Genomic DNA, 778 nt, shown 5'->3' with positions numbered 1-778 from the left:
TATTTTTAAATTATTTAATTTTTTTACTTGAAAACATTTTTACCGTCCATATATAGTTTAGTAGGGCGCCTGATGGGTCCTAAATTAAACTTAAACAATTGAAATTTATATTATTAACTAATATTTGCTAGCGCTTGTTCTACGGAAAAGCACTTGCAAAATATCGCTTAAACATGAGGATATTATTATGCGTACAGTAGACTTATCACCACTTTATCGTTCGTTCATCGGCTTCGAACATTTAGCATCACTTATGGATGCGGCGGCAAGTACAGACAAGCAGCCAAGTTTTCCTCCTTATAACATTGAAGCTCTCGATAAAGACAGATACAGAATTACTATGGCCGTTGCTGGTTTTAGTGATAACGAATTGACCATTGAGTCAGAAAACAACACATTGAAAGTGGCTGGTATTAAAGCCAATAAAGATGACAACAAAGAGCGTAAATTTATTCATCAAGGTATCGCAGAGCGCAACTTTGAACGTAAGTTTCAGCTTGGCGACCATGTAAAAGTGCTTGGTGCCGACCTAGCTAACGGTTTGCTTACTATAGAGCTTCAGCGTGAAATACCAGAAGCGCTTAAACCTCGTAAAATAGAGATAGGGCAAGGTCATTTAATCGAAGATAAATAAACCCTGTTTAACCTTAGTTCCCCTTGATTGTTTAGCCGTCTCACTTGAGACGGCTTTTTTATGCAATTGAGTTTAAATCTACAACGAGCCTGTAGATTAACTCGTTTTTTTTATTTATTTTTATTGATAAACAAACCATAGCTG

1 protein-coding gene is annotated in these 778 nt (G+C 36.1%); it reads left to right on the top strand.

The features are described 5' to 3' along the window. Nucleotides 1-187: 187 nt before the first annotated feature. A complete protein-coding gene (locus CWB66_RS16925; RefSeq protein WP_138586281.1) occupies nucleotides 188-634 on the top strand; it encodes an Hsp20 family protein in 447 nt (148 codons plus the stop codon). The last annotated feature ends 144 nt before the right edge of the window (nucleotides 635-778 follow it).

The organism is Pseudoalteromonas sp. S558, from assembly GCF_005886635.1.
In the GTDB taxonomy this organism is placed as follows: domain Bacteria; phylum Pseudomonadota; class Gammaproteobacteria; order Enterobacterales; family Alteromonadaceae; genus Pseudoalteromonas; species Pseudoalteromonas aliena.
This window is presented reverse-complemented; position numbering and strand designations above follow the sequence as displayed.

Excerpts from the sequence above, each read along its gene's own strand:
- CWB66_RS16925 (WP_138586281.1), top strand. The coding sequence starts at position 188 with ATGCGTACAGTAGACTTATCACCACTTTATCGTTCGTTCATCGGCTTC.